We start from the raw sequence: 22485 nt of genomic DNA on the forward strand, positions 1-22485 counted from the left end.
CCTCGGCACGGCGGTGTTCCTTCGCTCGGCGGGATGGGGCTTCTGGTCCTACTGGCTGGACGAGGCGATCCAGGCCGTCATCTCCCGCCAGGAGCTCGCGAAGCTGTTCGCGTCACTCCGGGCCGACGCCGCGCACCCGCCGCTCGCGTACCTTCTCACGTGGGCGATCGAGCGGGCCGGCGGGGGAGAAGCGGCGCTTCGCGGCGCGAGCGCCGCCGCCTCGGTCGCGGCGGTGTTCTTCGTCTTCCGGCGCGCGGGCGGTTTCGCGCGTGCCGCCGCCGCGTTCGGCGCCGCGGCCGTCTTCGCCGTCCTGCCGGCATCCGTCCACTACGGCCAGGAGGTGCGGCCCTACGCGCTCGCCCTCGCGTGCGTCGCGGGGGCCGACCTCGCCCTCGACGCCGCGCGGCGCGGCGTGCGCGGGGCCGGAATCGCGCACGTCGTTTTCGCGGCGGCCTCCGTCGCGACGCTCTACTTCGCCCTCTTTCCGCTCGTCGCGCTCTGGGCCGACGCGGCGTGGCGCGCCCGGCGCGAGGGGCGCCGGTTCCCCGCGTGCGCAGCCGCCGCACTCGCCGTCTCGGCGGGCTTCCTTGCCGCGTGGTTCCTCTGGATCGGGCCGCGGCCGCCGTCGCCCGTCGCGCCGGGGGGGCTCCTGCGCCACCTGCCGGGCATTCTTTCGGGCCTCGTCACGTTCCGCGAGTCGAGCCTCGAATGGCCCGTCCTCGCGGCGATCCTGTGGGCCGTCGCTCTCCTCGGCGTCGCGGCCGCGGGCCGCGAGCGGCCGCGCCTCGCGCTCCTTCTCGCGGCGACGCTCGGCGGCCCGGTTCTCGTGCTGGGCGCCCTCGGTTGGTTCGTCGCGCTGCGGTACTTCCTCTTCGCGCTGCTCCCGCTCTCGTGGGGGATCGGGGAGGCGCTGGCGCGCGTGCGGCCCGGGGCCCTGCGGGCTGCGGCGGGGTTCCTCCTTCTCGCTCCGCTCGCGCCGGCGGTCGCAAACGTCGTCCGGGAGGGGCGACCCGACTGGCGCTCGGTCAGCCGGGGAATCGAGACCGCCCACGCCGCGGGGCTCGCGGGCGACGTCGTCGCCGCGGACGGCTGGTCTTACTGGGCGCTCTCCGCGCAATGGCCCGCGGGCCCTGGCGTGCGACTCGCGGACGGCGAGGCCGCCCTCGGCGAAGCGATCGGCGCCGGGCGGCCGCTCTGGGTCGTGCGCACGCCGCACCACCCCGGACCCCCTGCGGTCGACGCCCGGCTCACGGCGCCGTGGTGGCGGGCGACAGCCGCGGAAGACACGGCGGTTTACAGATTCGAGTCAGGCCGGGCGGTCGAACCCGGCGCGCACGTCTGGAGCTTCTTCGGCGGAGGGGTGCGTTTTCCGAAAGGCGGAGGCGTCGCGTCTCGCGACATGATCGAGACGTTCTCGAAGGACGTCACCATCCTGGCTTCCGAAGGGCCGTGGGCCGACGGCTCCGTGACGGCCACGGTCCGCCTCACCGACGATCTCGGCTCCGCGCACAACTGGGTCGGCGTCGCGGCGCGGCGCTCGGGGCCTGCGGACGGGTTCCGCGACTCGGGAGTCCTCGGACTCCTGCGAGGAAACGGCGAGGCCGTTCTGTTCTGGCCGGGGGGCGAGAAGAAGGCCGCGACCGGAGCCGACCCGCGCCGCGGGCCGGTCCGACTCGCGCTCGTCTGCCGCGGCCCCCGCGTCGCGTTCCTCGTGGAGGGACGGGAGGTCGCTGCGTTGGAGGACGCTCCCGCCGCCCCGGGATGGGCGGGGGTGCACGCCTGGGGCCTTGCGCGGGTCACGGAGCTGCGGATCGATGGAACCGGGGTTCCGCGCGAGGGTCGGGAGCCGCCGAAGACCGGCCGCTCGGCGCAGAAGTAGAGGAACATGGAGCGCTCGTCCTACGCCCGATGTGCGACGGAGATCGCCCGGATTTCCCCTCTTCCGAAGCGTAAACGGCCACGCGGCCAGCACAGGAGAAGAAAATGAACGACAAGTGCCCGATCACAGGCACCTCTGCCCGAGCCACCGTCGGCAGTGGCACATCGAACCGCGACTGGTGGCCCAGGCAGCTGAATCTGGGCATCCTCCACCAGCACGCGCCCGCGTCGAACCCGATGGGCCCCGATTTCGACTACGCCGAGGAATTCAAGAAGCTCGATCTGGCCGCCCTGAAGAAGGACCTGGTCGCGCTGATGACCGACTCGAAGGACTGGTGGCCAGCCGACTGGGGCCACTACGGCGGCCTGTTCATCCGCATGGCGTGGCACAGCGCGGGCACGTACCGCACCGCGGACGGACGCGGCGGAGGCGGCACCGGCAACCAGCGCTTTGCGCCGATCAACAGCTGGCCCGACAACGGCAACCTCGACAAGGCCCGCCGCCTGCTCTGGCCCATCAAGCAGAAATACGGGAACCGGGTCTCCTGGGCCGACCTGATGATCCTCGCCGGCAACTGCGCGCTGGAGTCGATGGGCTTCAAGACCTTCGGCTTCGGCGGCGGCCGCGCGGACATCTGGCAGCCCGAAGAGGACATCTACTGGGGCAAAGAACACGAATGGCTGGCCACCAGCGACAAGCCCAACAGCCGTTACTCCGGCGAACGCGACCTGGAGAACCCGCTGGCCGCCGTGCAGATGGGCCTGATCTACGTGAACCCCGAAGGCCCCGATGGAAACCCCGACCCCGTGGCCTCGGGCCGCGACGTGCGCGAGACATTCGCCCGCATGGCCATGAACGACGAGGAAACCGTCGCCCTCGTCGCCGGCGGCCACACGTTCGGCAAGATGCACGGCGCGGGCGACCCGAAGCTCGTGGGCCCGGAGCCCGAGGGCGCTCCCATCGAAGAGCAAGGACTGGGCTGGATCAACCGGTTTGGCACCGGCAAGGGCGCGCACACCACCACGAGCGGTCTCGAAGGCGCGTGGAAGCCCAACCCGACGAGATGGGACAACGGCTACTTCGACATGCTGTTCGGCTACGAGTGGGACCTGGTCAAGAGCCCGGCCGGCGCCTGGCAATGGCAGGCCAAGGACGTCAAGGAAGAGCACATGATTCCCGACGCCCACGACCCGTCGAAGAAGCACCGGCCCATGATGACAACCGCCGACCTGTCGCTGCGTCTCGACCCGATCTACGAGCCGATCTCGCGCCGCTTCCACGAGGACCCGCGGGCCTTCGCCGACGCATTCGCCCGCGCCTGGTTCAAGCTGACCCACCGCGACATGGGGCCCAAGGCCCGTTACCTCGGTCCTGAAGTTCCAGCCGAAGACCTGATCTGGCAAGACCCGGTCCCCGCCGTCGATCACGCCATCATCGATTCCACGGACGTCGCCGACCTCAAGGCCAAGGTCCTGGCCTCGGGCGTGTCGGTGGCGGATCTGGTCTCCACTGCATGGGCCTCGGCCTCCACCTTCCGGGGCTCGGACATGCGCGGCGGTGCCAACGGCGCGCGGATTCGCCTGGCGCCGCAAAAGGACTGGGAAGCCAACCAGCCGGCGCAACTGGCCAGGGTGCTGGGCGTGCTCGAGACCATCCAGCGGGCCTTCAACGGCGCCCAGACGGGCGGCAAGAAGGTCTCCCTGGCGGACCTCGTCGTGCTGGCGGGCTGCGCTGCCGTTGAAGCGGCGGCCAAGGCTGCCGGGCACGCCGTCGACGTGCCCTTCACCCCGGGCCGCACCGACGCCTCGCAGGGCCAGACCGACGTGGAGTCGTTCGCCGTGCTGGAGCCGGAGGCCGACGGTTTCCGCAACTACCAGAAGAAGGCCTTCACCGTGCCGGCCGAGGAAATGCTGGTGGACAAGGCGCAGCTCCTGACCCTCAGCGCGCCGGAAATGACGGTGCTCGTCGGCGGCCTGCGCGTGCTGGGTGCCAACGCGGGTCGATCGACGCACGGCGTGTTCACGAAACGGGTCGGAACCCTCACCAACGACTTCTTCGTGAACCTGCTCGACATGGGCACCGTGTGGAAGCCCACGTCCGATGCCGGGGACACGTTCGAAGGGCGCGATCGCAGGACAGGCGCCCTCAAGTGGACCGGCACCCGTGTGGACCTGGTTTTCGGCTCCAACTCCCAGCTGCGGGCCCTGGCCGAGGTCTATGCGCAGGAGGATGCCAAGGAGAAGTTCGTGAGCGACTTCGTCGCGGCCTGGAACAAGGTCATGAGCCTGGACCGCTTCGACATCAGCTGACCGGAGTTCCCAGGGTGGGACGGGACGTGCGGGCGGGGGTGTCCATCAGGTAAGGTGCGCGGCGTGGCGGAGGGCACGGCAGGCACCGGGGGAGGGCTGCGCCGGGAGATCGGCATCTGGCAGGGGACCGCCCTCAACGTGATCGACATGGTGGGGATCGGTCCGTTCGTGACCCTTCCCCTCATCCTCGCCGCGATGGGTGGGGGGCAGGCGCTCCTCGCGTGGCTCCTCGGCGCCCTCCTCGCGATCTCGGACGGGCTCGTGACGGCCGAGCTCTCGGCCTCGCTCCCGCGCGCGGGCGGCTCGTACGCGTTCCTGCGCGAGGCCTACGGACCGGCGCGCTGGGGGCGGCTCGTCTCGTTTCTCTTTCTCTTCCAGATCGCGTTTTCGGCGCCGCTCTCGATGGCGTCCGGCGCCATCGGCTTCTCGCGGTACCTCCGCTTCGTCTTTCCGGGGATCCCATCCGGCTGGGAGGGCGCCGTCGCGTCGGTCCTCTGCGTCGCCGTCACCCTTCTCCTCATGCGGCGCATCGGCGCGATCGGGAAGTTCTCCGTCGTTCTGTGGATCGGCGTCCTCGCGACGCTCGGGATCGTGATCGGGCTGGGCCTCCCGCACATGAAGATGGAGGCGTGGCGATTCTGGGAAGCGCCCGTGGTCTCCGCGGCGGGGGTCCCGCCGCCCGGAGTCCTCGGAGGGCTCGGCGCCGCGCTCCTCCTCGCGGTCTATGACTACCTCGGCTACTACAACATCTGCTACCTCGCCGAGGAGATCGTCGAGCCGACGAAGACGATTCCCCGCGTGATCGTCGTGTCCATTCTCGTGGTCGCGGTTCTCTACATCCTCATGAACGTCTGTATCGTCTCGGTCCTTCCGATGGAGAAGGCGATGACGTCGAAGTCGACGGTGGCGGACTTCGTCGAGGTGCTCGCGGGAAGGCCCGTCGCGCGGGGCGTCACGCTCCTGATCCTGTGGACGGCCTTCGCCTCGGTCTTCTCGCTCACGCTCGGCTACTCGCGGATTCTGTGGGCCGCGGCGCGCGACGGAAACTTCTTCCGCGTGTTCTCGCGCCTCCACCCGACGGAGGGCTACCCGATCGTCGCGATCGCGGCCCTCGGCGGGGCGGCCGCGCTCTTCTCGTTTCTCGACCTCAGGGTCGTCGTCTCGGCGATCATCTCGATCCGCGCGATCATCCCGTTCATCGCGCAGATCACGGGCGCGCTCGTCCTCCGGAAGACGCGCCCGGACCTCAAGCGCCCGTTCAAGATGTGGCTCTACCCGCTCCCGGCGCTCGTCGCGCTCGCGCTCTGGGCCTTCGTCCTCTCCTCGCCCGAGAAGGGCTTCAAGGCCGCGGGCCTCGCCGTGATCGCGGCGGGCGTCGGCGCGTTCCTCGTGAGATCCCGTCTCGCGAGAGAATGGCCGTTCGGCCGGAACGCCGGACAGGAGACACCCGCGGCATGAAACGCATCGCCGTCCTCACGAGCGGGGGAGACGCCCCGGGCATGAACGCCGCAATCCGGGCGGTCGTGCGGACGGGGATCGTGCGGGGGGCGAGCGTGATCGGCGCCCGGCACGGGTTCTCGGGCCTCATCGCGGGGGATCTCGTCCCGCTCGGCGCGCGGGCCGTGGGCGGCATCATCCAGCAGGGCGGCACGATTCTCGGCAGCGCCCGCTGCGACGAGTTCCGGACGCCCGAGGGGCGCGCCGGGGCGCTCGAGGTCCTGCGCCGGAACGAAGTCGAGGGCCTCGTCGTGATCGGCGGCAGCGGCTCGCAGGCGGGCGCGCACGAGCTGCAGAAGCTGGGATTTCCGGTCGTCGGCGTCGCGTCGACGATCGACAACGATCTCTTCGGTTCGGACATCACGATCGGCGTCGACACGGCCCTCAACATCGCGCTCGAGGCGATCGACCGTCTCAAGACGACGGCGTCCTCGCACGAGCGGGCGTTCCTCGTCGAGGTCATGGGCCGCGACTGCGGGTACCTCGCCCTGATGGCGGGCATCGCGGGCGGCGCGGAATCCGTCGTCGTGCCCGAGGTGCCCGTCGATCCCGAGGAGCTCGCGCGCGAGCTCGACGCGTCGCGCGAGCGCGGCAAGAAACACGCGATCATCGTCGTCGCCGAGGGAGCGTCCTACGACGCCGAGGGCCTGGCGCACTACTTCAAAGAGCACAAGAAGCGTCTCGGTTTCGACCTGAGAGTCACGATCCTCGGCCACGTGCAGCGCGGCGGGGCCCCCGGCGCCTACGACCGGCTTCTCGCGACGCGGCTCGGGTTCGCGGCGGTCAAGAGCCTCATGGACGGGCAGGGCGGGGTCCTCATGGGCCTCCGGGACGGCCGGATCACCGCGACCCCGCTCCACGCGGTCGCCGGGGCGAAAAAGCCCCTCGATCCGTCGCTCTTCGAGCTTCTCCGGACGATGGCGAAATAGCCGCCGTCCCGGTTAAGATCCGCGTCCGGCTCTGGGACGGCGACGTACCCAAGTGGTTAAGGGAAGGCTCTGCAAAAGCCTCATTCGTCGGTTCGACTCCGACCGTCGCCTCCAGCTTCGTCCCGGCCGAGCATCCCACGCCTGAAGGCCAGCGACACCGCCTCGACCTGACTGTGCACGTCCAGCCGCCGGAGCAGGTGCTGGACGTGATTGCGGACCGTTGCGTGCGAGAGCCCGAGGCGGGCCGCGATGTTGATCGAGCCGTATCCGCCGGCGAGGAGCTCGAGGATCTGCTGCTCGCGGGGCGAGAGCGTGATGGTCTCCTCCGGGGGGCCGGCGATGGGCTCGGCCGGCGCCGCGACGACGGACCTGATGCTGGCGAGCATCGCGTCGAGAGCGGCGCCGTCGCCGTTCTCGAAAACGTGAACGAGGCTGCGGTAGGCGTCTCCCGGCGAGGGGAGCGCGATCGTGCGCGTGACGAGCCGCAGAGCCGTACCGTCCCGCTTCCGCACGTCCATCACGAACGGCGCCGGAGCCTCCCCGCGCGAGGAGGCGACCGCGACGCCGCAGTCCCGGAAGCAGCAGACGTTCCCGAAGACGTCGTGCCCCGCGAAGACGTCGTAGCATTTCTTGCCCAGCGCCTCGCGGGACGTCCAGCCGAGGAGCTCGCGCGCGCCGTCGTTCCAGAAGACGATGCGGTGGCGGCGGTCGATGCCGCACGCCGCCGCACGTGCTTCGGCGATGAGCTCGAGGGCGTCGTCGATGCGGGCCGCGGCGGTTCTCATGGGCAATTGAGACTCAATTTGACCGTGCGCCGGGCCGGTGTCAAGGCGATTCCATCCCCGTCGTAAGCTTGATTCCGCCGGAGTGGCGGAATGGCAGACGCAGGGGACTTAAAATCCCCGGACTCGCAAGGGTCGTGAGGGTTCGAGCCCCTCCTCCGGTACCACGAGACGACATGACCGAAAGCCCTCACCCGACCCGCGAGAACGAGCTCGACGCCGTGGAGCGGGTCCTGGGGCGGCGCTTTCGCGACAGGCGGCTCCTGGTCCGCGCGCTCACGCATTCCTCCTTCGCGAACGACGACGCGGACGCCGAGGACAACGAGACGCTCGAGTTCCTGGGTGACAGCGTCCTGAACTACCTCGTCTCCGAGATGCTCTTCGACGCGTTCCCGCTCGAGACCGAGGGCACGCTGTCGAAGGCGCGGTCCGTTCTCGTATCGGAAAACCACTTCGCGTACCTCGCGCGCCGGATGGACCTGGGCGCCGCGCTCCGGCTGTCGCCGGGAGAGGAGCGCGCCGGCGGGAGGAACCGCGACGCGCGGCTCGCGGACGCATTCGAAGCCGTCTTCGCGGCGCTCGCGCTGGACGCCGGCCTCGACGAGGCACGGTCCTTCGCGCGGAGGATCTTCGAGGAGGACATCGTGGCGCTCGACCTCGGCGGTCTCCACCGTCGGGATCCCAAGACCGCGCTTCAGGAGCGCGCGCAGGGAGAGGGGCTGCCACTTCCTCTCTACCGTCTCGTGGAGGAGTCCGGCCCGGCGCACGAAAGGCGCTTCGTCTACGAGGTGGCCTTCGGAGAATCCCTGAGAGCGATCGGCGAAGGGAGTTCCAAGAAGGAAGCGCAGAGCCGGGCGGCCGACGCCATGCTCGAGCGGCTCAGCGGGTCAGGTCCGCCTTGAGCAGCACCCAGCCCTCGAGCGCCTTCTGCACCCGGGCGTCCGTGAAGGTCTTGTGGTCGAGCTCCTTGCACGGCAGACACCAGTCCGCGTAGAAGTCGATCATCACGGGCTTGCCGGCGGCCTTCGCCGCGGCGACCGCCGCGTCGGAGTAGGGCGTGAACTTCAGCTCGGCGCCCGCCTTGCGCGGAAGCGCGAACGCGGCGCCGGCGGCGAGGAGTAAGACCGCAATCGCGACCTTCACGGCCGCAAAGCCGCGGAGGGAGGAGCCGGTCTTTTCGAAGAAGAGGAACCAGACTCCGCCTGCGAGGAGCGGCAGCGCGACTCCGAGCTCGTAGACACGGGGCGCGAGCAGCGGGCGCAGGAAGTAGACGGCGAGCGCGAGGAGCGCGAAGCCGAAGACCTTCCTCACGGCCGTCATCCACTCGCCCGACCGCGGGAGCGCCTTGAGGCTGCCCGAGACCGTGCCGAGGACGAGGTAGGGCAGGCCGAGGCCCATCGCGAGCGTGAAGAAGAGCGCGAAGCCGAGGGGCGCCGAGCCCTTCGCCGCGACGTACGTGAGGAGCGACAGGACGAACGGCCCGATGCAGGGGGCCGCCACGAAGCCGACGAAGAGGCCCATCGTGAGGGCGCCGAGGGCGCCGGCCTGCGAGCCCGTGCGGTCCGTGACGAAGTGCGGAGCCTGGATCTCGTAGAGCCCAAACATCGACAGCGCGAGCGCGACGACGATCGCCGCGATTCCCATGAGGACCGCCGGCATCTGCAGCCAGGCGCCGAAGAGCGAGCCCGAGAGGGCCGCGAAGACGCCGAGCGCCGAGTACGTGACGCTCATCCCGAGGACGTAGGCGACCGCGAGCCCGAAAGTGCCGCCCTTCTTCCCGCCGCTCTGCCGGCTGAAGAAGCCGAGCGTGATCGGGATGAGCGGGTAGACGCACGGCGTGAGGTTGAGGGCGAGCCCCGAGACGAAGACGAGGCCGAGGAGAAGGGGAAGGGACTTGCCGGCGAGGCCGCCGCTCTCCTCAGGGGAGCCGCCGGCGATCCGGCCGAGGAACTGCTCGGGCGGCTCGAAGCCGACGACGCGGCCCCCGCGCTCGTTCCCGTCGGGGCCGAGAAAGAGGATCGTCGGGACGCCCACGACCTTCCACGCTTCGCGCAGGGCGGCCGTGCCGCCCGGCGCGGCGCCGGACGCCGCGCCGCTGCCCGACCCGGCGTCGATCGCCGCAGACCCGTGGGCGCCACCGCCTGCGGGAGGCGGTGAGAAGACGTCCGCGTTCGCGGGCTTCGTGTCGCCCGTCTTCACGACCTCGATCGTGAGCGTCGCCGTGAGCTCCGCGGGCGGGAGACACGAGTTGTCGTTGCACGGCTGGTATGCGAGGACCGCCTTGATCGTGCGCGGGCCGGGCGCGGCGGCGGCGTCGACGGCGCCGGGCACCACGAAGATGGTCCGGCCCTCGTACACGGCGAGCTTCTGCTCGGAGAACGCGAACTTTCGTTCGAGCTGATTCGGGTACGCGACGGCCGAGAGCTTCAAGCCCGGCACGGGCGTGACCTTGACCTCGGTCGGGATCAGAAAGTCTTCCTTCGGCGTGTGGCTGTTCACGTGCCAGCCGGGCTTGACGTCGGCCACGACGGCGAGGCGGAACGCCTTGCCGGCGACGAGCCGGTCGGCGTCTGCCACGAGCCTGGGCGCGACGATCTCGGACGACTTCGGAATGCCCTGTGCGGGCGCGCGGCCGGAGCCGGCGGCGAGGGCGATCGCGCCCGCCGCGAGGAGGCCTCGGATCGGGGACATCACTTCTCCTTTGCCGCCGGGGCCGCTGCCGGCGCCGGCGCGGCGGGCTGCTTGCCCTGCAAGGCGTCGAGAAGCGCCTGGGCCTCGGCGGCGAGCGGTGAGTCCGGATGGGCTTTCTTGAACTCCCGGAGGCGGTACGCGGCAAGGTCCCGGCGCCCGCGGGCGACGTCGACGTCGGCCCGGCGGAGCTCGGCCCGTTCGCGCAGCTGCGGGTTCTTCGCGTCCTTGACGAGCTCGTCGAGGATGCGCGCCGCGTCGTCGATGCGGCCCGCGTCGAGGTCGATCGAGGCGACGTACGCGCTCGCCTGCTCGCGGATATCCGGGCCCACGGCGGGGTCGGCCGCGAGGCGGCGGAAGCGCCCCTCGGCCTGCTCCCGGGCGCCGCGCTGGAACAGCTGCCTGGCGACCTCGTAGACGGCCGTGGCGTTGGCGGGGTTCGCGTTCTCGGCGGCCTGGGCCCTCCGGAATTCGGCCCAGGAGCGCTCGCCGGCGACGAACGTGTTGACCCAGCCCTGCTGAGTCGTGACGCCCTCCTGCCGGCTGCATTCGAGGAGATCGGGTGTCGCTACGATCCACGTCGGGACCCCCACGACGCGCATCCTCTGCGCGAGCTTCAGGCCCTCGGGCGTCGAGATGGGCACGGGCACCGGCACCTTGTCGCGCGTGAACGAGTAGAACGAGGTGGACGGCGCGATGATCTTGAGCATCCGGCTGCACTCGCCGCAGTCGGGGTCGGTGAAGAAGAACAGGATCCGCCCGTCCTTCATCCCCCGCGCGCTCTCCTGGGCCTGCTCCGGGGTCGCGGCCCAGATCACGTCGAGGCCGGCGGCACCGGCAAATGCTGAACCAGTAGCGGGGGGGTTCTCAGGGGGGGCCGTAGCCGGGGGGCCTGGGGGGGCCGGCATAGAGGCCCCCCCAGCCGGAGGCGTCTGAACAAGCTGAGCAAGGAGAGCGAGAGCGGAAATCAGCATCGTGTTCCTTCGGTTGACTATTCTAGGCGCGCCACTTATAACGCGCAGGCGTCCGGGGCGATTCCCTCCGCAAGAGGCGTGCCCGGGCGTGGTGCCGAGTGCCTAGGTAGCTCAGTTGGTAGAGCACGCGACTGAAAATCGCGGTGTCGGCGGTTCAACTCCGCCCCTGGGCACCATCATTTCCTTCCGGCGGGCGCGAAGACGCGCAGGGCGCGCGGAAGAATCCTGATCCGGAGAGGCTCGGGGTGCGCAACGCCGGTCGCGAGGTTCCCGTCGATGTGGGCCGTGAGCGGCCGGTCCGACGCCAGAACGACCTCGCGGGCCCGCAGGATCGTCACCCAGGGCAGACCCACGTGCGAGCCGTCCAGCGCCTTCGGCAGGTGGCGGAGCGCCTCGAGCTTCCCGAGATCGCCCAGGCGGCAGACGTCGAATTGGCCGTCGTCGGCGTTCGCATCCGGCGCGAGGAGGAACCCGCCGCCGCTGCGCGGCCCGTTCGCGACCGCCGCAAGGAGGGCGCGGCCGGAAATCGTACGGCCGTCGCACGTCATCGTCAGCTCGAAGTTCTCCCAGCTCTTGAGTACGGCGAAGACCGACCACAGGTAGGCGGGAAAGCCCTTGAGGTATCGCACCTTCGCGGCCGTCTCGGCGACGGCGCCGTCGAAGCCGAGGCCGACGCCGTTCGCGAAGAAGCGGCCGTTCATCTCGCCCGCGTCGAGGACGCGCGTGGCGCCGGCGGCGATGACGCGCGCGGCGCCGTCGAGGTCGCCGGGCCTGAGGCCGAGCAGGTACCCGTAGTCGTTGCCGGTCCCGTCCGGCACGACGCCGAAGATGGGGCGCCTCGCCTCCGGAACCCGCAGGAGGCCGTTCGCCACCTCGTTCACGGTGCCGTCGCCGCCGACCGCGACGACCGCCTCGGCGCCGTCCTTCGCGGCGTCCTCGGCCAGCGTGATCCCGTGGCCGGGCCGCTCGGTCTCCACGAACGTCCCGTGCGCGCCCGCCTTCTCCAGCGCGGCGTGTATGGCGTCACGGTCACGGACCACGCGGCCCTTGCCGGCGGCGGGGTTGAAGACGAAGACGGTGCGGATGCCCGATTGTAGGCGGACGGGCCGTTACAATGCCCCCGTGGCCATTCTCAGAGTCGCCAAGCTCGGCTCGCCGATCCTCCGCCGGCGGGCCTCCGAGATCGAACCCGCAGACCTCAAGAAGGGGCGGCTCAAGCCATTCTTCGAGGACATGATGGAAACCATGATCGAGTACCACGGCACGGGCCTCGCCGCGCCGCAGGTCTCGACGGGCCTGCGCGTCGTCCTCTACGAGGTGCACGGGGAGAAGCGCGGCAAGGACGTGCTCGAGATCCCGCCGACCATCCTCGTGAACCCGTCGTTCGACGTCCTCGACCCGGCCGAGGAGGAGGACTTCGAAGCCTGCCTCTCGGTGCCGTTCCTCGCGGCGAAGGTCCCGAGGCCGAAGGCGATCCGGGTAAAGGCGCTCGATACGAGCGGCAAGCCCGTGACGTACGTCGCCGAGGGCTTCCACGCGCGCGTCGTCCTGCACGAGAGCGACCACCTCGACGGCGTCGTCTACCTCGACCGGGTCAGGGACCGGACGTCGATCCGCTACACCGTCGACTTCTGATGTCCGCGGCCCGCCCGCTCACAACCGAAGAGAAGCGCCAGCTCATGCTGCTGAAGTTCCGCCCCGTGTGTATCTGCAACACGATCCGGGGACCGCGCGTGACGGAAGCGATCGCGCGCGGCGCGCGCACCGTCGAGGACGTCGCGACGGCGACGGGCTGCACGACGGGGGAGTGTCAGGGCGAGCGCTGCCGCCCCGTGATCGAGGCGATGCTCGCGGAGGCTCAGGCGAAGGTGTAGGTGCCCGCCATGAGCTTCTTGACGACGTCTTCCGTCTCTTCCTTGCCCGGCACGCAGAGCGTGACGTTCTTCTCGGTGCCGTTCGCGATCGCCTTCGCGTAGCCCTCGCAGTCGTACCCGCAGGCCGTGCAGTCGGTCTGCGCCATTGCCGCGTAGAGCTTCAGCGCGAGGTCGCCGGTCTTCGCCATCTCCATCCGCTTCGGGAGCGGGATCGTCTCGTCGTGGAACGGCGGAGCCTCTTCCTTCCTTTTCGTCGGCGGGATCGTGGATTCGTCCTTCTTGTCCGTGTACTCCCACGTGCCGAAGGAGAGGCACTTCGGGCAGCAGAACGTCCAGTCCCACTCGCCGGGGAATCGCGTCGCGGGGACGCGCTTGACGTACAGCGCCTCGAAGTCCTGCGGGCAGACCGGGTTCTCGCGCTCCTTGGCGTCGCGGACCATCGACTTGATGTGCGACGCCGAAAACACGATCTGACGCGGCTTCTGGTCGAAGCGGAAGTGCTCGCCCTTCGTCCCGATCATGACGACCTGCGGCGCGAACGTGCGCTCGACGAAGAAGGCACGCATCGGCCTGCCCGTCTTCGGAGACGGCACCGGCTCGCCCGACCAGAACTTGTGCAGGAGCCCCGCGCTCTCTTCGTACGTGAGTCTCATGTGCGGGAATGATAAATCAGGTCAGGCGGGCTTGTAGCCGGGATCCCCGACGAAGGGGTTGCGGCGGCCCTCCTCGGCGATCGTCGTGTCCGGGCCGTGGCCGGGGATCACCCGCAGGCCGCCCGGCAGCGTCAGCAGCTCGCGCCGGATCGAGTCGAGGATCTGCTCCTGCGAGCCGCCCCAGAGGTCCGTCCGCCCGATCGAGCGCCGGAAGAGCGTGTCGCCCGAGAACAGGACGTCCCCCTCCGCGCCCTCCATCCGGAACGACAGGCTGCCCGGCGTGTGGCCTGGGGTGTGGAGGACGTGGAGCGTGCCCGAGCCGACCGGGATCCGGTCCCCGTGGACGAGGAGCCGGTCGATGATTCCGGGCTTCTCCAAGGTGATCCCGAACGCTTTACCCTGCTCGTCGAGGTTCTGGTAGAGGGGCCGGTCGTCCTCGTGCATGTAGATGGGCGCGCCCGTGATGCGCTTGAGAAGCCCCGAGCAGCCCACGTGGTCGAAGTGGGCGTGCGTGTGCACGAGCGCGATGGCCTTCAGGCCGGCGCCGGAGAGCGTCTCGAGGATGCGGTCCGGCTCGTCGCCGGGATCCACGACAACGGCCTCCCGCGTCGTGGGGTCGGCGAGGATCGCGCAGTTGCACGCGAGCGGCCCGACGGGGAACGTCTCGATGAGGTAGAGGCCCATGTGCGCCCCCATTATCCCGCTAGACTCGCGAAATGCCCCTTTCCGATCTTCCGCTCGAGGCTTCCCGCGTCCTCGTGGCGCTGGGCCTCTCCGTCTTCGTGGGCATCCCCCTGGCCCGCTTTTTCGGCTGGATGACGAGAGGGGAAGAGGAGAAAGAGAAAGAGAAGAGGAAGATTTTCTTAGAAGGTGAAGAGGGGAGAGAGCGCCTCGGGCGGGCACGATTCGTGGCTGCGGGCTCCCTGCTCGTGGGCGTCCTGCTGGAAGTCCAGGTCATGGGAAGTTCGCTGCCGCCGCGGCACGTCTGGCGGGCCGTGACGATCTTCGTGCTCCTCGCATCGCTGGTCTATGCCGTCATGGTCGTGGCGCCGAAGGCCCGGTACTACGACGAGCGCTCTTCCACCTTCGAAGAAAATCTTCGAGCGCCCTGGCATGCCCGCCGCGACGCTGCTCGTGCGCGCGGGAGCAAAATCGATTTCCTCGGCTTCCTTCTCGCCCTCGCCGCGCTCGTTCTGGGATGATCGGGGCATGAGCGCCCACGTCTCCGACTTCCGCTCCGACACCGTCACGAAGCCCACGCCGCGCATGCGGCAGGCCATGGCCGAGGCCGAGGTCGGCGACGACGTCTACGGGGAAGACCCGACCGTCCGCCGCCTCGAGGAAAAGACCGCCGAGGTCCTCGGGCACGAGGCGGCTCTGTTCGTCCCGACCGGCTCGATGGGCAACCAGCTCTCGCTGCGCGTCCACGCGCGCCCGGGCACGGAGGTCATCCTCGAGAGCCGCTGCCACATCTTCCACTACGAGATGGCGGGGATGGCGGCGCTGTCGGGGCTCCTGCCGCGCCCGGTCGACGGCGTCCGCGGGCGGATCACGCCGGATCAGGTCGCCGCGTGGATCAGGCCCGAGTCCGTCTATTACCTGCCGCGCACGTCCGTCCTGGCGCTCGAGAACACGCACAACGGCGCGGGCGGCACCGTGACGCCGCGCGAGGCGACGGAGCCGCTCCTGGCGCTCGCGAAGCAGCACGGACTCAAGGTCCACCTCGACGGCGCGCGCCTCTGGAACGCCGCCGCGGCGCTCGGCGTGACGGAAGCGTCGCTCGCGGCCGGCTTCGACTCGGTCATGACGTGCTTCTCGAAGGGGCTGAGGGCCCCGGTCGGGAGCGCGGTCTCGGGATCGAAGGACTTCATCGCCGAGGCGCGGCGCGTGCGCAAGCTCTTCGGCGGCGGGATGCGTCAGGTGGGCGTCATCGCGGCCGCGGCGCTCGTCGCGCTCGAGGAGGAGCGCAGCCGCCTGCCGGAGGACCACGCGCGGGCGACGAAGCTCGCGGCGGGGCTCGCGGGCTTGCGCGGCATAAGGATCGACCCGAGCGAGGTCGAGACGAACATCCTGCGGTTTTCCTTCGACGACAAGTGGGGCGACGCGGAATCACTCATCACCCGCCTCGCCGATCGCGGCGTCCTCACCGGCTCGGGCGGCTCGAACGCGATCCGGATGGTCACGCACGCCGACGTCAACGACATCGACGTCGAGCGCGCGCTCCGCGCCTTCGGCGAGATCGCGAAGGGTCACTGAGCCCCGGGGCGCCTGCCTACCCTCCCATATTGCGCAGGACTGCCATCGTGGAGTCGCTGATCATCTTCGAAATCTCCGACAGCATCGACACGAATTGCTGCGCCTTCTGGAGTACGTTCTGAAGGTCGACGTTGGCGAGTTGGGCGTCGTCGCCAGCCTGATTCAGCCGGACCTCGAGCTGCTTGACGGACGCGTCGGCCGTCCCGCTGGCGGGGGTCCTGGAACGGGCTTTCTCGAGGTCGGATCGGATCGCTGCTTTCGTCCCGTTGGTCTTCTTCACCTTTTCCGCGGCGGAACGAAGGTCTTCGGCCGTCTCCCGGTAGGTCTCGCGGAGGAGCCACTGCATCAGGGTTTCCACGTCCGAGGCCGTCGTCTCCTTCGGCAGGCTCCGGAGGAGCTGTTCCCAGTTCCGCTGAAGAGAAGGCGAAGGTCCCCTCCGGGCGAGCTGAGCGATCTGTTGCATCTGCGCCGCCTGTGCGCCCGTCAGTTTCGCCGGCAGGGCCAATTGCCGGTCGACGAGCTGCTGCAGGGAGGCTTGAGTCACCGGGAACGGCCGCGCCGCCTCGAAGGCCGACCGGAGCGCACGAAGGCGCACGGAATCCGCCGTCGGCGTGGGCGTGGGAACCGGCCGTGGCTGCGTGGCGGAGAGCGAACCGGCGCACATGCAGGCCACCACGGCCGCGTGTGAGAGAGAGTGATTCATGGCGGCACGACCCCTCTTGCAAGGTCGTGCCGCCAGGGCGCCCCGTCAAGGGCGCTTCGGATTCACGTCAGGGCAGGACGGTCCTCGGGTCGTTCGTCTTCTGGTCGATGATCGCGGCGTAGGTCGCGATGCGCGCGCCGCCCGTGGTCGTCGAGACGACGAGAGCCGCGTTCGCGGTGCCGTCGGGCGCGCCGAGCGCCGTGACGACGGCGCCGATCTGCCGCATCTCGTACGGGAGGAGGTCCGCCGACCCCGAGCCGATCACCGCGCCGCCCTCGGACTTGAGGACGAGGTCGACGTGCGTGGGCAGAGCGGTCGCATTCGCGATGACGGCATTCGTCCGGAAGGCCGAATCCTGCCGCAGGCCGACGAGCGTTTTCGGCGCCGCCAGCGTCACGAAATCCGCCGCGCCGGCCGCGGGAACCGACTGGCCGAACGTCCCGACGAGGCTCGGCGGGGGCGTCGACGTCTGGCTCAGGACCTTGAGGTTCTGTGAGGTCGACGTGACGAGAATCGCCCCGAAGCCGCTGGAAACGCCGAAGACCGATCCGAGGACGTCCGTGTACGTGGCGACGGAGTTCGCCGGGATCGTCTTGATCACTTCGGGGCCGCCGCTGCCGTCCTGGTCGTGGCCGAGGAACTTGAGCGTCACGGTCGCGGCGGCCGTGCCGGCGTTCCCGATCGTGAGATCCGTCGTGTAGAACGCGTTGTTCGCGCCCTGGGCGTGCGCGCTGGACGGGAGCACCCACGCGCCGTTCGTCCCGAGCGTCCCGAGCGTCGCGGGCAGGATCGTGCGCGGGTCGTTCGTCGTCTGGTCGATCACGGCGGCGTACGTCGCGATGCGGGCGTCGGCGGTCGGCGTCGACACGACGAGGAACGCGTCCTTCGTGCCGTCGGGCCCGCCGAGGTTCGTGACGACCCCGCTGATCTGCCGCATCTCGAGCGGGTTCAGGTCGGCGGAGCCGCTCCCGATCTGCACGCCCGAGGAGTTGAAGAGCGCGAGGTCCACGTGCGCCGCGGCCTCCGTCGCGTTCGCGATGACGGCATTCGTCCGGAACGCCGCGTCCTGCCGGAGGGAGAAGAGCGCCTTCGCCGCCGCCGTCGTGACGAAATCGTTCCCCGTGGCCGCGGGCACGGCCTGGCCGAACGTGCCGACGCCCGAGGGCGGCGGCGTGGAGGTCTGGCTCACGATCCTGAGGTTGTTCGTGTCGGCGTTGATCCGGAGCGCACCGAACCCGCTCGAGACTCCGAAGAGCGAGGCGAGGACGTCCGTGTAGGTGACGGTCTGTCCGGCCTGGACGACGCGCGTGACCTCCGCGCCCGTGCGGCCGTCCCCGTCGTGGCCGAGGAACTTCAGCGTGAGGTTCGCAGCGACCGAGCCCGCGTTCGAGACGGTGAGGTCCGTCTTGTAGAAGGCGCCGTTCGCGCCCTGCGCGTGCGCGCTGGACGGGAGGATCCACGCCGTGGGGAGGGCCGTCGAGCCCTCGAACCAGCCGATGTCGCGGAACAGCGAGAGCGTCGCGTCCGTCGCGATCGGGAGGTCGCTGCTGATGTTCGGCTCCATGAGGAGGTTCGGGGAGGCGCTCGTGTCGAAGTGCGAAACGGACGAGCCGCCCTCGAACGGGTTCGGCGCGTACATGAGCAGGCGGCCGGAGGCGTCCGTGCCCGCGAGGACGACCGGGTCGGGGCCGATCGTGGCCGCGGTCGGGAGCGCCGCCTTCAGCCTGTTCCCGTCGTCGAAAACCACGCGCACCGAGGGGATGGTGACCGTCGCGTCGGTGCCGGACATGCCGGCGACGCCGACCGTCGGATCCCAGTCGGCGACGATCAACCCGATCGCGCCGGCGTTCTGGACGTTTTTCGCCTTTACGGTGAAGTTGCACGTCCCGCGGTCGACGAGGGCGATCTTCCCCGCGACGGCGGAGGCGTTCGTGATCGCGCTGCAGCCGTCCGTCGTCAGCGGCCCGGCGGCGTCCGCGGCGTCCGTCGCGAGCACGACGGGGCCCGAGACGGAAACGACGGCGGGGGAGGCGCCGAAGTCGGCGGTGCCGACGGCGTAGGTGCCCGCCGAGCCGGCGGGCGCCGTCACGACGAGCGTGGCCTTGCGGCCCATGTTCGCCTTCGCGTACGTGGTCGCGTTCGGGCCGTTCCACACGAGCTTTCCGGTGTTCGTTCCCGAGGTCACGCGGTCGGCGTCCGTCGCCATCTGGTCCCACGTCTTGCCGGCGGTGGCGTCGTAGAGGAAGCGGTCGAATGCGCCGGGATACTGGTTCGAGCCCGAGCCAATGAACTTCCCGCTCGAGTTCGCCGAGGAGGTGAACCCGAGGCCGTGCCCGAACTCGTGGAGGAGGACGGTGAGGAGGTTGACGTTCGAGCCGTGGTTGTTGTCGAGGCCGAGGTAGAAGAACGTGCCGGTCAGGCAGCCCGTCTTTCCGAGCTCGCTGTTGAACTGCGCGTTGATCGACGCCGCGTTCGTGCCGAGGAACGTCCCGCTGTGCTTGTCGGCCTCGGGCTTGTTGTACCAGGTGTTCGCGACGGGCGCCCCCGCGAAGTTCGCGTGCACGGTCGTCGCGCCCGCCGAACCGAGGACGGCGGTCGTGGAGCTGCACGTGAGGGCCGAAAAGCTGGAGTTGACCTTGATCGTCACGTTGGAGGGGAGAAGCGCGCCCCAGACGCGCGCGGCCTCCTGGAAGACGACGAGGCGCTGCGCGCCGATCGTCGTTCCCGTGTTGCCGCCGACCGGAGTCGCGGGAGTCGGATCGTTGAAGCCGACGCCGGCGGCGTCCGCCACCACGATCTGGAATTCGGCCGCTGGAAGCGGCAGGGCGGCGGCCCCGAGCGCGAGGGCGAGGGTGGCCCGGAGGAGGTGCGTCTTCATCGGCGCCTTCCTCAGCGGTCCGTCTTCGGCGCCGGCGCGGGGGCCGCGGCGGGGGCGGGCGACGCGACGGCCTTCGCGGCCTCCGCGGCGCCGTGGACGCAGGTGCGCGAGATCGTGCCGTCCGGGTTCTTCGTCGCGACGGCGTAGGACCGGTCGGCCTCGCCGAGCTCGACCATCACGCTTCCGTCCGGCAGCGTGACGACCTTGTGCTCGGGAGCCGCCAGCGGCTGCCGGCCGAGGAGCTTCTCGCGCTCCGCCGGCGTAGCCGGGCGCAGCTCGCCGGTTTCGGCGTCCTTCGTGACGATCATGTTCGCGGAGCCCGCCGCGGGCAGCGGCGCAGCTTTCTTCGCGGCCTTCTTCGCCTCGGTCTTCACGGCCGGAGCCGCGGGGGTCGCGGCGGGCGTGGAAGACGGCGCGGGTTCGTCCGCGAAAGCGGGGAGGGAGAGGAGTGCGGACAAGACAAGGATTGCACGGGTACTCTTCATGGAAATCTCCTCCCGCCGCCGTCCGCGCCGACGCGAACCCCTAGTGTAGCTTTGCGACGAGGTCGATCTCCACCCGGGCGCTGGCGGGAAGGCCCGCGACCTGCACGGTCGTGCGCGCCGGACGGTGGCTCCCGAAGCGCGCCGCGAAGACCTCGTTCATCTTCGCGAAGTCGCCCATGTCCACGAGGAAGACTCCCGCCTTGACGACGTCCGCGAACGTCAGACCGGCGCCCTTCAGCACGGCCTCGAGGTTGTCGAGGACGCGCGTCGTCTGCGCGGCGACGTCGCCTTCGACGAGCTTCATCGTCGCGGGATCGAGCGGCGTCTGCCCGGCGGTGAAGAGGAAGCCTCCGGCGGCGATGCCCTGCGCGTAGGGTCCGATGGCCTTCGGGGCGTTGTCGACGGCGATGGTCTTGAAGTCGCTCATTTCTTCGGGTCCCAGACCGCCACGTGCGGCAGATTCCGGTATTTCTCGTCGAGGTCGAGGCCGTAGCCCACGACGAACTCGGGGCCGATTTCGAAGCCGAGGAAGTCCACGGGGATGTCGCGATTCTCGGGGAGCTTCTTCTTGAGCAGCGCGGCGATCCCGAGCGAGCGCGGGCCGCGCGACGAGAGAAGCTCGAGGATCTTGCGGAGCGTGAGGCCCGTGTCGACGACGTCCTCGAACAGCAGGACGTCCTTGCCCGCGACGTCCATCGAGAGGTCCTTGAGGAGCTGGATGTTGCCCGACGAGCTCGTGCCCGCGTAGGAGCGCACCTGCATGAAGTCGACGGCGACGGGCACGTTCAGCCGCTTCAGGAGGTCGGTCAGGAAGAAGACGGATCCCTTCAGGACTCCGACCGCGAGGAGGTCCTTGCCGACGTAGCGGGCGTCGATCTCCTTCGCGAGGACGTCGAGGCGCCGGGCGATGGTCTCTTCGGAGAGCAGGATGTGGTCGATCACGGCGCGGAAGATATCATCGTAGAATAGGTGGTCATCGTGAGCGAACCAGAACGCGAGCCTGAGAGCGTTTCCCGGGCATACGCCCGCCTGTCGGAGAAGTTCAAGGCCCTCTGGATGTTCCACCAGTTCCTGCAGGGCGTGCACCGCACGAGCCTGAAGGGAGCGCCCCTGCCCGACGTTCCGTTCGCGCCCCTCTACGAGCAGATCAAGCGCATCAAGGAGACGAAGGGCGTCGAGCCCGAGGACGCGACGAAGGCCGCGATGCAGCGGCTCGACGGCGAGCTGGACGGCCTGCACGCCGCGCTCGCGGACGACGACCGCCTCATCCCCCCGAGCACGCTCCGGCAGTTCTTCGAGCGCGTGAAGGCGGGCGACGAGGAGCTGCTCCTTTCGATCCTGAAGTTCTACTACTACGCCGGCAGCCTCGGACCGGACGAGATGGACAAGGTCGACTTCCTCCTCACGCGCCTCGGCACCGCGAAGGACGCGGACGGCGAGATCGTCCTGAAGCCCGCGGCCGACCTCGAGAAGCTCTCGGGCGCCCTGCTCGGCCTCACGGCCCGCCCGCCGATCGCGCCCTCGGAGGTCCAGTCCGTCGTCACGCTGCTCGACCTGCTGCGCCGGGACCTCGACGCCTGCGAGCGGTTCGAGGACCTCACGAAGAAGAAGACGCTCGAGAACCTCCGCACGCTCAAGCACCGGCTCGGCGCCGCGTTCTACTCGGCCGAGGTCATGGAGGCCGTCCTCGCCTCGAACGTCGCGTTCAAGAAGAAGTTCCAGCTCCTCTACAAGGAAGAGGAGCGGCGCATTCTCACGGCGTCGCGCGACGTCATCGCCAAGGAGAAGGACCTCGAGAAGGACACGCGCTTCATGAGCGCCGAGTTCCGCGAGGACCTCGAGCGCTTCCGCAAGGACAAGGACGAGTTCGAGAAGGCCAGCCGCAAGCACGGCGTGAGGCCCCGCGACGTCAAGCGACTGAAGGAGTCCCTCCACCGCCTCCTCGCCCGGCTCGACCCGGCGGCCGCCGACGAGCTCGACATCGGGTCCGACTCGACCGCGGGCCGCTCCGGCGGCGGGCGGAGCGGAAGCGGCGTGCGCCGCCGCAAGGCCGCGGTCTCCGGATCGACGCCCGTGCCGAAGAGCATCGCGGGGTGGAGGGCCGAGAACGACCGGGTCACGAGCGAGACGGCGCGGCGAATCCTGTCGGCCGTGGACCTCGTGCGCTCGGGCGGCGGGCCGTCCGTGGCGGACCCCTCGGCGCGCCTCGAAAACTGGGAGGTGCGTGCGGCGCTCCGCGTCACCCGCGCGAATCACGAGCCGGACTCCGAGCCAATCACGGCCCACGAGCGCCTCTTTTTCAACGGGGCCGTTCTCCGGTGCCGGATGGACGAGGAGGCGCAGAAGCTCCGCGACCTCGTGCAGGAGGTGGGCGAGTCGTCGGCCTCGGACGCCACGATCGCGCCGGCGGGAAAGTGCCTCGTCCGCGCCCGGGAGGTCGACCGGACGTTCCGCGAGGCCCTTCTCGCGGCCGAGAGCGACCGCGCGGCCTGGAAGCAGATCACGCGCTCGCGATTCCGGCACCTCAGGGCCTTCGCGGGCCTCTGGCTCCTCTACAGCTCGCTCGGCGGCGAGTAGC

At 69.9% G+C, this 22485-nt stretch carries 21 protein-coding genes and 3 tRNA genes; 13 read left to right on the top strand and 11 right to left on the bottom strand.

Features of this window, described 5'->3' with window-relative positions; genetic code table 11:
* Positions 1 to 13 precede the first annotated feature (13 nt).
* The 5 genes from IPL89_18055 to IPL89_18075 all read left to right on the top strand — a co-directional run bounded on the left by IPL89_18055 (position 14) and on the right by IPL89_18075 (position 6728).
* Positions 14 to 1879 (top strand): hypothetical protein, encoded by a 1866-nt coding sequence (locus IPL89_18055; GenBank protein ID MBK9065058.1) that lies wholly within the window; start codon positions 14 to 16, stop codon positions 1877 to 1879.
* Between the two features lie 104 nt (positions 1880 to 1983).
* Entirely contained in the window at positions 1984 to 4188 is a 2205-nt protein-coding gene (gene katG, locus IPL89_18060) for a catalase/peroxidase HPI (GenBank protein MBK9065059.1), read from the top strand.
* 63 nt (positions 4189 to 4251) lie between these two features.
* Positions 4252 to 5646, top strand: a complete 1395-nt coding sequence (locus IPL89_18065) for an amino acid permease (GenBank protein MBK9065060.1) — start codon at positions 4252 to 4254, stop codon at positions 5644 to 5646.
* Positions 5643 to 6614 (top strand): 6-phosphofructokinase, encoded by a 972-nt coding sequence (gene pfkA / locus IPL89_18070; GenBank protein MBK9065061.1) that lies wholly within the window; start codon positions 5643 to 5645, stop codon positions 6612 to 6614. The genes IPL89_18065 and pfkA overlap by 4 nt, the downstream gene beginning before the upstream one ends.
* 38 nt (positions 6615 to 6652) lie before the next feature.
* Positions 6653 to 6728 (top strand) — tRNA-Cys (locus tag IPL89_18075).
* Here IPL89_18075 and IPL89_18080 read toward each other — a convergent pair.
* A complete protein-coding gene (locus IPL89_18080) occupies positions 6695 to 7399 on the bottom strand; it encodes a PAS domain-containing protein (protein MBK9065062.1) in 705 nt (234 codons plus the stop codon). The two genes, IPL89_18075 and IPL89_18080, sit on opposite strands and share 34 nt — an antisense overlap.
* 76 nt (positions 7400 to 7475) lie before the next feature.
* Between IPL89_18080 and IPL89_18085 the strand changes: the two genes are divergently transcribed.
* Both IPL89_18085 and rnc read left to right on the top strand, forming a co-directional pair.
* Positions 7476 to 7563 (top strand) — tRNA-Leu (locus IPL89_18085).
* Positions 7564 to 7572: 9 nt separating this feature from the next.
* Entirely contained in the window at positions 7573 to 8298 is a 726-nt protein-coding gene (rnc, locus tag IPL89_18090; GenBank protein ID MBK9065063.1) for a ribonuclease III, read from the top strand.
* Here the strand turns inward: rnc and IPL89_18095 are convergent.
* On the bottom strand, positions 8276 to 10087 hold the full coding sequence (locus tag IPL89_18095) for a thioredoxin family protein (GenBank protein MBK9065064.1): 1812 nt from the start codon (positions 10085 to 10087) through the stop codon (positions 8276 to 8278). The two genes, rnc and IPL89_18095, sit on opposite strands and share 23 nt — an antisense overlap.
* A complete protein-coding gene (locus IPL89_18100) occupies positions 10087 to 10854 on the bottom strand; it encodes a hypothetical protein (GenBank protein MBK9065065.1) in 768 nt (255 codons plus the stop codon). The genes IPL89_18095 and IPL89_18100 overlap by 1 nt, the downstream gene beginning before the upstream one ends.
* A 304-nt stretch (positions 10855 to 11158) precedes the next feature.
* Here IPL89_18100 and IPL89_18105 point away from each other — a divergent pair.
* A tRNA-Phe gene (locus IPL89_18105) sits at positions 11159 to 11234 on the top strand.
* On the opposite strand, the gene IPL89_18110 is transcribed toward IPL89_18105, so the two are convergent.
* The gene (locus IPL89_18110) at positions 11235 to 12098 is read right to left on the bottom strand and encodes a diacylglycerol kinase family lipid kinase (protein MBK9065066.1); all 864 of its coding nucleotides are present in this window, start codon (positions 12096 to 12098) and stop codon (positions 11235 to 11237) included.
* An 82-nt stretch (positions 12099 to 12180) separates the two neighbouring features.
* Here IPL89_18110 and IPL89_18115 point away from each other — a divergent pair, with 82 nt between their 5' ends.
* Both IPL89_18115 and IPL89_18120 read left to right on the top strand, forming a co-directional pair.
* Positions 12181 to 12693 (top strand): peptide deformylase, encoded by a 513-nt coding sequence (locus IPL89_18115; GenBank protein ID MBK9065067.1) that lies wholly within the window; start codon positions 12181 to 12183, stop codon positions 12691 to 12693.
* Positions 12694 to 12737: 44 nt separating this feature from the next.
* Positions 12738 to 12932 carry a (2Fe-2S)-binding protein gene (locus tag IPL89_18120; protein MBK9065068.1) on the top strand — a complete coding sequence of 65 codons (195 nt, stop codon included), beginning with the start codon at positions 12738 to 12740 and terminating at the stop codon, positions 12930 to 12932.
* Here IPL89_18120 and IPL89_18125 read toward each other — a convergent pair.
* Together IPL89_18125 and IPL89_18130 are read right to left on the bottom strand one after the other, a co-directional pair.
* Positions 12917 to 13585, bottom strand: coding sequence for a hypothetical protein (locus IPL89_18125; GenBank protein ID MBK9065069.1), 669 nt, complete (start codon positions 13583 to 13585; stop codon positions 12917 to 12919). The genes IPL89_18120 and IPL89_18125 overlap by 16 nt on opposite strands.
* Positions 13586 to 13606: 21 nt before the next feature.
* Positions 13607 to 14281, bottom strand: coding sequence for an MBL fold metallo-hydrolase (locus IPL89_18130; protein MBK9065070.1), 675 nt, complete (start codon positions 14279 to 14281; stop codon positions 13607 to 13609).
* A gap of 20 nt (positions 14282 to 14301) precedes the next feature.
* On the opposite strand from IPL89_18130, the gene IPL89_18135 reads away from it, so the two are divergent.
* Entirely contained in the window at positions 14302 to 14787 is a 486-nt protein-coding gene (locus IPL89_18135; GenBank protein MBK9065071.1) for a hypothetical protein, read from the top strand.
* A 7-nt stretch (positions 14788 to 14794) separates the two neighbouring features.
* Positions 14795 to 15841: an aminotransferase class I/II-fold pyridoxal phosphate-dependent enzyme gene (locus IPL89_18140; GenBank protein ID MBK9065072.1), complete on the top strand. Its 1047-nt coding sequence runs from the start codon at positions 14795 to 14797 to the stop codon at positions 15839 to 15841.
* Between the two features lie 16 nt (positions 15842 to 15857).
* Here the strand turns inward: IPL89_18140 and IPL89_18145 are convergent, their stop codons facing one another.
* The 5 genes from IPL89_18145 to hpt all read right to left on the bottom strand — a co-directional run bounded on the left by IPL89_18145 (position 15858) and on the right by hpt (position 20861).
* Entirely contained in the window at positions 15858 to 16544 is a 687-nt protein-coding gene (locus IPL89_18145) for a hypothetical protein (protein MBK9065073.1), read from the bottom strand.
* A 67-nt stretch (positions 16545 to 16611) separates the two neighbouring features.
* Positions 16612 to 19422 carry a hypothetical protein gene (locus tag IPL89_18150; GenBank protein MBK9065074.1) on the bottom strand — a complete coding sequence of 937 codons (2811 nt, stop codon included), beginning with the start codon at positions 19420 to 19422 and terminating at the stop codon, positions 16612 to 16614.
* A gap of 11 nt (positions 19423 to 19433) precedes the next feature.
* Positions 19434 to 19907, bottom strand: coding sequence for a hypothetical protein (locus tag IPL89_18155; GenBank protein MBK9065075.1), 474 nt, complete (start codon positions 19905 to 19907; stop codon positions 19434 to 19436).
* A 40-nt stretch (positions 19908 to 19947) separates the two neighbouring features.
* Entirely contained in the window at positions 19948 to 20334 is a 387-nt protein-coding gene (locus IPL89_18160) for a RidA family protein (GenBank protein ID MBK9065076.1), read from the bottom strand.
* Complete coding sequence (gene hpt / locus IPL89_18165) at positions 20331 to 20861, bottom strand: hypoxanthine phosphoribosyltransferase (protein ID MBK9065077.1); 531 nt, start codon at positions 20859 to 20861, stop codon at positions 20331 to 20333. The genes IPL89_18160 and hpt overlap by 4 nt, the downstream gene beginning before the upstream one ends.
* A 24-nt stretch (positions 20862 to 20885) precedes the next feature.
* Here hpt and IPL89_18170 point away from each other — a divergent pair, with 24 nt between their 5' ends.
* Positions 20886 to 22484, top strand: coding sequence for a hypothetical protein (locus tag IPL89_18170; GenBank protein ID MBK9065078.1), 1599 nt, complete (start codon positions 20886 to 20888; stop codon positions 22482 to 22484).
* Position 22485: the final 1 nt, after the last annotated feature.

The sequence above is a fragment of the Acidobacteriota bacterium genome, assembly GCA_016716715.1.
Classification (GTDB): Bacteria; Acidobacteriota; Thermoanaerobaculia; order UBA5066; family UBA5066; genus Fen-183.